The 7,377-nt window shown below is 65.1% G+C and carries 5 protein-coding genes and 2 rRNA genes; 5 read left to right on the top strand and 2 right to left on the bottom strand.

Annotation, left to right across the window (positions count from 1 at the left end; genetic code table 11):
- The 3 genes from rrf (ABE434_RS18775) to ABE434_RS18765 form a co-directional block, all read left to right on the top strand.
- A 5S ribosomal RNA gene (rrf, locus tag ABE434_RS18775) occupies positions 1–85 on the top strand; the annotation flags it as partial.
- Positions 86–215: 130 nt separating this feature from the next.
- Positions 216–330, top strand: a 5S ribosomal RNA gene (gene rrf / locus ABE434_RS18770).
- 284 nt (positions 331–614) lie between these two features.
- Entirely contained in the window at positions 615–1,397 is a 783-nt protein-coding gene (locus ABE434_RS18765) for a hypothetical protein (protein ID WP_346479864.1), read from the top strand.
- Positions 1,398–1,804: 407 nt separating this feature from the next.
- Here ABE434_RS18765 and ABE434_RS18760 read toward each other — a convergent pair whose 3' ends face one another.
- Entirely contained in the window at positions 1,805–3,520 is a 1,716-nt protein-coding gene (locus tag ABE434_RS18760) for a M28 family metallopeptidase (RefSeq protein WP_346479863.1), read from the bottom strand.
- Between the two features lie 54 nt (positions 3,521–3,574).
- Entirely contained in the window at positions 3,575–4,237 is a 663-nt protein-coding gene (locus ABE434_RS18755; RefSeq protein ID WP_346479862.1) for a hypothetical protein, read from the bottom strand.
- 190 nt (positions 4,238–4,427) lie between these two features.
- On the opposite strand from ABE434_RS18755, the gene ABE434_RS18750 reads away from it, so the two are divergent.
- Both ABE434_RS18750 and ABE434_RS18745 read left to right on the top strand, forming a co-directional pair.
- The gene (locus ABE434_RS18750; RefSeq protein WP_346479865.1) at positions 4,428–5,660 is read left to right on the top strand and encodes a peptidoglycan DD-metalloendopeptidase family protein; all 1,233 of its coding nucleotides are present in this window, start codon (positions 4,428–4,430) and stop codon (positions 5,658–5,660) included.
- A gap of 126 nt (positions 5,661–5,786) precedes the next feature.
- Positions 5,787–7,325 carry a S41 family peptidase gene (locus ABE434_RS18745; RefSeq protein ID WP_346479861.1) on the top strand — a complete coding sequence of 513 codons (1,539 nt, stop codon included), beginning with the start codon at positions 5,787–5,789 and terminating at the stop codon, positions 7,323–7,325.
- The last annotated feature ends 52 nt before the right edge of the window (positions 7,326–7,377 follow it).

Below are 7,377 nucleotides of genomic sequence, written 5' to 3'. Positions count from 1 at the left end.
GATCCCATCCCGAACTCGGAAGTGAAACGCAGCTGCGCCGATGGTAGTGTGGCCTAAGCCATGCGAGAGTAGGTCATCGCCAGGGTTTTTACCCGAAAACCCCGCTGCTCATGCAGCGGGGTTTTCTTTTTTTGCAGGCACCTGGTTTTTGCAGGTATCTGTTTCTCGGAAGAGACCTCTGCCGAGCTGGCGCAATGCGCTGCTCCAACCGTCTCCCTGGTGAAATTAGCGCTGTGGCACCACCCGATCCCATCCCGAACTCGGAAGTGAAACGCAGCTGCGCCGATGGTAGTGTGGCCTAAGCCATGCGAGAGTAGGTCATCGCCAGGGTTTTACACCCAAAACCCCGCTGCTCACGCAGCGGGGTTTTTTTTGTTCTTCGCTTGGGTTCGAAAAGCAGCAATCAAAATGAGGCTTCGGGGTGTCTACAGAAGCCGGGGCGATTCACGTCGTTACTGAGACCGCAACGCTTTCCCGTGAACAGTCCCTCGGCCATATAGAACCTGGCTTGTTGTGAGCTCTGTCAGTGCAGCTGCTTGTTCTGACTGTTAGCCTGCTTTTTCTCTGGCCGTTGGAATGGCTTGGGATCAACCCACAGGGATACGGAGACCCCTATGAAATGGACGCTTCTAGGTTGTTCTATCGGTCTTTGCCTGACCGCCAACGTCTGGGCGCAGGTGCCCGACCCGGACCCGGAGCTGGGCGAGGAAATGCAGACGCTGGTGAAGAGTTACATCACTCGGAATCCCGAAGTGTCCGTCGACGACGCCGTCACCCGGCTTGCCGTTCAGACCGAGATCATGCAATCGATGGAGGACTTGCGGCAGGAGTTCTCAGACAGGTTGACGGAGATCTCCCTTCAGCACATCCCCGACCAACACATTCTTGTCGAACTGAAAGGTGCAGGTGCCGTCGCAGACCGTGTCGTCCGTACTGAAAGTGGCACGACCCGGGTGGTTTTTGAGACGGGACACAAGTACACCAAGCAAGAGTTCTACGCCGTCCTCGATAGACACATGAATCTTCTCTACAGCGCCATACCAGGCGCCACCGGGTTCCTGGGGCGGCCAGGTGAGGATCGACTGGTGATCTACATCGAAGGAAATGAGGAAAAGGCGGAAGAGCTTCAGACCACCGTCAAGAAGCTTGAGCGGGTTATGGGCTTTGCAATCACTCTCAGACCAAACATGTCCAAGTCACGCAATGTCGAGTACATCCAAGGCGGCGCGGTGCTCCAAAACAACAATTCGTTTTGCACACCCCGCTTCGGTCCGTCTATGCCGTTTCAACCTCGGACTACAACACGCGCTCAATCATGTACATGTGGGCGGGTGCAGAGCTTGGGCAGGAGCTTTGCTTCCGGTGGGTTAGATCCGGCTGGAGTTGCGGCAAGGTGATCAGCGTTGACTGGAACCCCGGCTTGGCATGTGGGCCCGGTCAAGCGTTGCCCTGCGCCAACACTTGGATACGTATCGAGGGCGAGGCGCTCGCCTGCGCTCCGGGTGACAGCGGTGCGGCCGTGGTCAGAGGCACTAACGGCCATGGGATTGTCTCGAAAGCCAACTCTAACGGCGTCCTTCCAGGTGAATGCGACGGGGTCACCATCATGCCGTGGGGGAAGATCAAAGAGCTGGGACTTACCTCTGGCTGAGCCTTCCCAGCTAATTTTCGCAAACTCGTCCATCGCGATCACGCGTACGTCCGATTCGCCTTCTCCCCTCAGATGGGAGAAGGTCCAAAAAAAACGGCGCCCCGGAAGGCGCCGTTTTCATCAAACAAAGATCACCTCACAGCAACCAACCGCTCAGCGTGCAGACTCCGCGGCCGGCGTCTCAGCGCCCTTGCCCTTCATCATCGCATCGCGTGCCGCCTTGAACGGATTGCCTTCGTACCAGTTCGGCCAACGGTCGCCGCCAGCCAGCTCCTGGCCAACCCCGTACAGCAGCTGCAGGTCCTCGACCGTGCCATCCAGCTTCCAGGTCGCCGGATCGTACTCGTCCTTCGGCCCGTGGTAACGGTGGCTGCCGTAGTCCTCGGCGGCCTTGCGGCCAGCCTCGACACCGCCGTCGCGCAGATCCTCACCACCGTCGGCATACAGCGCCGGCACACCCGCCTTGGCGAAGTTGAAGTGATCCGAACGGAAGTAGAAGCCGCTCTGCACCGCTGTTTCGCCGTGCAGGGTACGACCCTGATTGGCCGCCAGCGGCTTGAGGATGTCCTCCAGCTCGGAGCTGCCGAAACCGGTCACGGTCACGTCCTTGGCACGGCCCGCCACCGACATCGCATCGATGTTGATCACGCCGGCGATCTTGTCGAGCGGGAAGGTCGGATGGCTGACGTAGTACTTCGAGCCCAGCAGGCCGGACTCTTCCAGCGTCACCGCCAGGAACACCACCGAACGTTCCGGTGCCGGCTGCTGGTGCACCATCGCGTCGGCGACCTCCAGGATGCCGGCCACGCCGGTCGCGTTGTCGACGGCACCGTTGTAGATGTTGTCGCCCTGCTCACCCTCGTGCTTGCCGAGATGATCCCAGTGCGCCATGTACAGCACCGCCTCGTCCGCCCGCTTGCTGCCCGGCAGCACGCCGACCACGTTGCGCGACTTCTTCTCGGCGATGGTGCTCTTCAGGTCGAACGACACCTTGGCCTTCAACGGCACCGGCTTGAAGCCACGCTTGCTGGCGTCCTTGTAGGCCTTGTCCAGATCCAGGCCGGCCTCGGCGAACAGCTGGCGGGCGGCATCGGCGCTGAGCCAGCCCTGCGCCGGCAGGCGTGCTTCCGGATCATCCTTGGCGGGCAGATCGTACTGCGGTCCGGCCCACGAGTTCTTGACCACGTCCCAGCCGTACGACGCGCCGGCGGTGTCGTGCACGATCAGCGCGGCGGCCGCGCCCTTGCGTGCGGCTTCCTCGAACTTGTACGTCCAGCGCCCGTAGTACGTCATGCGCTTGCCGTCGAACAGCTTCCCGTCATTGACGTGGAAACCGGGGTCGTTGACGAACATCACGACCGTCTTGCCCTTCCAGTCCTGGCCGGCATAGTCGTTCCACTTCTGCTCGGGCGCGTCCACGCCGTAGCCGACGAACACCAGGTCACTGTTCTCGACCTTCACCTCCGGCTGGCCGCTGCGCGTGCCGATCACCATGTCGGTGCCGAACTTCAGCTCGCGGACCTTGCCGGCCTGGTCGAGCTTCAGCACGGTCGACTCATCGGCCGTGGTCTCGGTCATCGCGACATCCTGGAACCAGCTGTCGCCATTGCCCGGCTGCAGGCCGATGCGCTGCATCTGGTCGCGGATGTAGTTGACGGTCAGCTCTTCACCCTTGCTGCCCGGCGAACGGCCTTCGAACTCGTCCGAGGCCAGGGTCTTGACCAGCTCGGCGAAGTCGTCGGCGTTGATCTCCGACGAAAACGCGTGGCTGGGCGCGGTCGGCGCCGCGTCGGCAGGCGCCGCGGATTCGCCCTTGCACGCGGTCAACGCAGCGGCAGCGGCAAGGCACAACAGAAGTTTGCGGGGCATCATCGGTTCCTGGAGCGGGAAAGGCGGGTGCGCAGCGCACCAGTGAGCACAATATCAATCCTGCGGCGCGGTGTCGGTATCGAACGGCACGGCCACGGCACCACTGACCGGTCCCACGCGCGCGGTGCGGTGGACGTAGAGGGTGACCTCGCGTTGGAACTCCAACGGTCCGCTGACCGTCGCGTTCGGCCCGATGATCACGCGCGGCTTGCGGCCGGGGGTCAGCGACAGGTTGAAGTTCGGTTTCTTGACCTCGATCCCGCCTTCGACCTGCGAGCCCACGCCGACGGTGATGTCGCCGTTGACCGTCTCGATGCCGCGTGCCACGCGCGTCTCGACCAGCCCGATGCTGCCGTTGACGGTCTCCAGACCGCCGTCGATCTGGCTGCCGCGGTCCAGGAAGATGCCGCCGTTGACCGTGTCCACGCCGCCGCTGGCAATCACTTCGCGCCCGACCCGCACGCTGCCGTTGACCGTGGAGATACCGCCGGTCCGCGCGCGATCGGCGACGCGGATGCCGCCGTTGACGGTTTCGATGCGACCGGTGACGGCGCCTTCGGCGACCTTGATGCCGCCGTTGACCGTCTCCAGATTGCCGTAGCTCTGGCCGGCCTCGGCGGAGATGCTGCCGTTGACCTTGCTGATGTTGTCGCCTGCGAAGGCCGGCGCACAGGGCAGCGCCAGGACCAGCAGCAGCGGAAGCAGGGAGCGTTTCATGGGAACCTCGATGGTGGAGCGCGGCTGGCAGGCCGCCTGCAGGAATGTCACCATGCATCGTTGCAATCCGCATCTGCCTGAAGTCACTGGAAAGCCCTTGCGCCACAACGCCTTCTCCTCACGCCGGGATAACAATCCGACCGACGGACGCGGTCGCTCGCAGTGGCTGACCCCGACGTTGCGTGCGCTGCTGCTGGCGGTGGCCGTGCTGGGCGCCAGCCCGCTCGCCGCCCAGTCCTCCAGGGAAGCCGAGCGCAAGCTGCAGAAGCTGCGCAGCGAGCTCAAGGGCGTGGCCCAGGAACGGCGGAACCTGGAAGGTCAGCGCGGACAGGCCTCGCGCCAGCTGCGCGAAGCCGATGAGAAGGTCGCCCGCACCGGCCGCGTCCTGGCCCAGACCGAAACCGCGCTGCAACGCGAAACCCGCGCCATGAACGAGCTGCAGGCCAAGCGCGATGCACTGCAGGCCGGGCTGGAACAGCAGCGGGCGGAGCTGGCGTCGCTGCTGCGCGCGGCGTACCGCATCGGCAACAACGCACCGTTGAAGCTGCTGCTGTCGCAGGATCGCGTCGCCGATGCCAACCGCAGCCTGGCCTATCACCGGTATCTGCAGCGCGAGCGTGCGCAGCGCATCCAGTCGCTGACGGCCGACCTCACCGAACTGCAGCGCATGGAGACGGAGATCGTCGACCGCCGCAAGGCGCTGGAAGGGACCCGGCAGCAGCAGAAGCAGCAGGTCGCCACGCTGGCCGATGATCGCCGCGAACGGGCCGCGACGGTGGCCACGCTGGACGAGCGCTACAAGGATCGCAGCGAACGCGAAAAGGCCCTGGGCCAGGACGCCAAGGCGCTGGAAACCCTGCTCGCCAACCTGCGTGCCGCCGCTGCCCGGGCGGAGGCCGAACGCCGGGCTGCCGCGCGACGTGCCGCCGCGGAAAAAGCCGCTGCCGACAAGGCCGATCGTGCCGCGGCTGCCAGTGGCACGCGCCCGCCGCCGCGCGCGACCAAGACGCCGCCTGCGGTCGCCTCCGCGCCGCCGCCGAAGGTGGGTGGGCTGGGCTGGCCGCTGTCCGGCAACCTGCTCGCGCGCTATGGCGGCAAGCTGCCCGATGGCCGCACCAGCAGTGGCGTGCTGATCGGTGCACCGGCCGGCAGTACGATCACCGCCGTCGCCGATGGCACTGTGGTGTTCTCCGACTGGATGACCGGCTACGGCATGATCCTGATCGTCGATCATGGCAACGGCTACATGAGCCTGTACGCCCACAACGACACCCTGCTGCGCGATGCCGGCGCCACGGTGAAGAAGGGCGAGGCGGTGGCCAAGGTCGGCAATTCCGGCGGGCAGGGCGTGACCGCGCTCTACTTCGAACTGCGCCGCAATGGGCAGCCGGTCGATCCGGGCAGCTGGCTGCAGCGGCGATAAACCGCGCCCAACCTGGGGGCGCCGCCGTGCAGGGGATTCAACGGGAATTTACCGTCGCTTCGCGCATAATCGGGCGACGCACCGTGGTGCGTGGATAACCGTCCCCCGCTCATCCTGGAGTGCTTCATGCGCGTAGCCCGTTCCGCCACCTTGCTGCTGGCCCTGTTGCCCGCGGTGTCCTGGGCGCAGCAGACCGCTGAAGCGCCGGCGCGCGGGGCCGATGCGGCCACCACGGAAGAAGCGGTGACCTCACGGGTTCCGTTGGAAGAAATCCGCCGCTACGCTGCCGTGTACAACGCGGTGCGCGCGGCCTACGTCGATCCGGTCGACGACAAGAAGCTGATGCAGTCCGCGATCCGCGGCCTGCTGCTGGACCTGGATCCGCACAGCACCTACTTCGACAAGGAAGACGCCGAGGCCTTCGATGAGCAGGCCAACGGCGCCTACGATGGCATCGGCGTGGAGCTGCAGCAGCAGCCCGACAACAGCAGCCTGAAAGTCATTTCGCCGATCGACGATACCCCGGCGACACGCGCGGGCATCCTGGCGGGCGATCTGATCATCGCCATCGACGGCAAGCCGATCAGCGCGATCGAAGCGACCGAACCGCTGCGTGGCGCCGCCGGCACCAAGGTCGTGCTGACCCTGGTGCGCGAGGGCAAGCCCAAGCCGTTCGATGTCACGGTGACCCGCGAGACCATCCGCGTCACCAGCGTGCGCAGCAGGATGCTTGAACCCGGGTATGGCTACATCCGCCTGAGCACCTTCCAGGCCGACACCGGTGCCGATTTCCAGAAGCATGTCGCCCAGCTGCAGCAGCAGGCCGGTGGCAAGCTCAAGGGACTGGTGCTGGATCTGCGCAGCAACCCGGGTGGCCTGCTCACCGCCGCCGTGCAGGTGGCCGACGATCTGCTCGAGAAGGGCAACATCGTCAGCACCCGTGGCCGCATCTCGATCAGCGATGCACGCTTCGATGCGACCCCGGGCGATCTGCTCAAGGGCGCGCCGGTCGTCGTCCTGGCCGACGCCGGCTCGGCCAGCGCCTCCGAAGTACTGGCCGGTGCCCTGCGCGACAACGGCCGTGCCCGCGTGGTCGGCAGCCGCACCTTCGGCAAGGGCTCGGTGCAGACCGTGCTGCCGCTGGACAACGGTGACTCGGTGAAACTCACCACCGCGCGGTATTTCACGCCGAGCGGCAAGTCCATCCAGGCCACCGGCATCATCCCGGACGTGCTGCTGCAGCCGGAAAAGCGCCCGGGTGATGACGAGCTGCCGGCCAGCCTGACCGATTACAGCGAAGCCACCCTTCCGGGCCACCTGCGTGGCGATGAAGAAGGCACCGAGGGTTACAAGGCCGGTGACGTGCTGCCCGGCGATGGTCCGATCAACGATGCCCTGGCCGAACTGAAGCAGCCGGGTTCGGTGCTGGCCAGGCAGAAGGCCGAGGCGGCGAAGAAGCCGGCGGCCAAGCCGGCAGCCAAGCCGGCAGCGGGAGGGGCAGCGGTGGCAAAGCCTGCCGAGGCAACGGTCAAGCCGGCAGAAACGAAGCCTGCTGAGACTAAACCGGCAGAGACCAAGCCAGCCGAACAGCCTGCGGCTGCACCGGCTACGCCTGCACCGGCCAAGCCGGAAGCCCCGGCCTCGACGGCACCGATCAAGCCCTGATCGGTAGTGCCGGCCGCTGGCCGGCTCCACGCAGCGTTGGATTCGAGAGAGC

It is taken from the genome of Stenotrophomonas sp. TWI1183, from assembly GCF_039673115.1.
GTDB lineage: Bacteria > Pseudomonadota > Gammaproteobacteria > Xanthomonadales > Xanthomonadaceae > Stenotrophomonas > Stenotrophomonas maltophilia_AA.
Note: the sequence above shows the minus strand (reverse complement) of the source record. Positions and strands in the feature narration are given on the sequence as shown.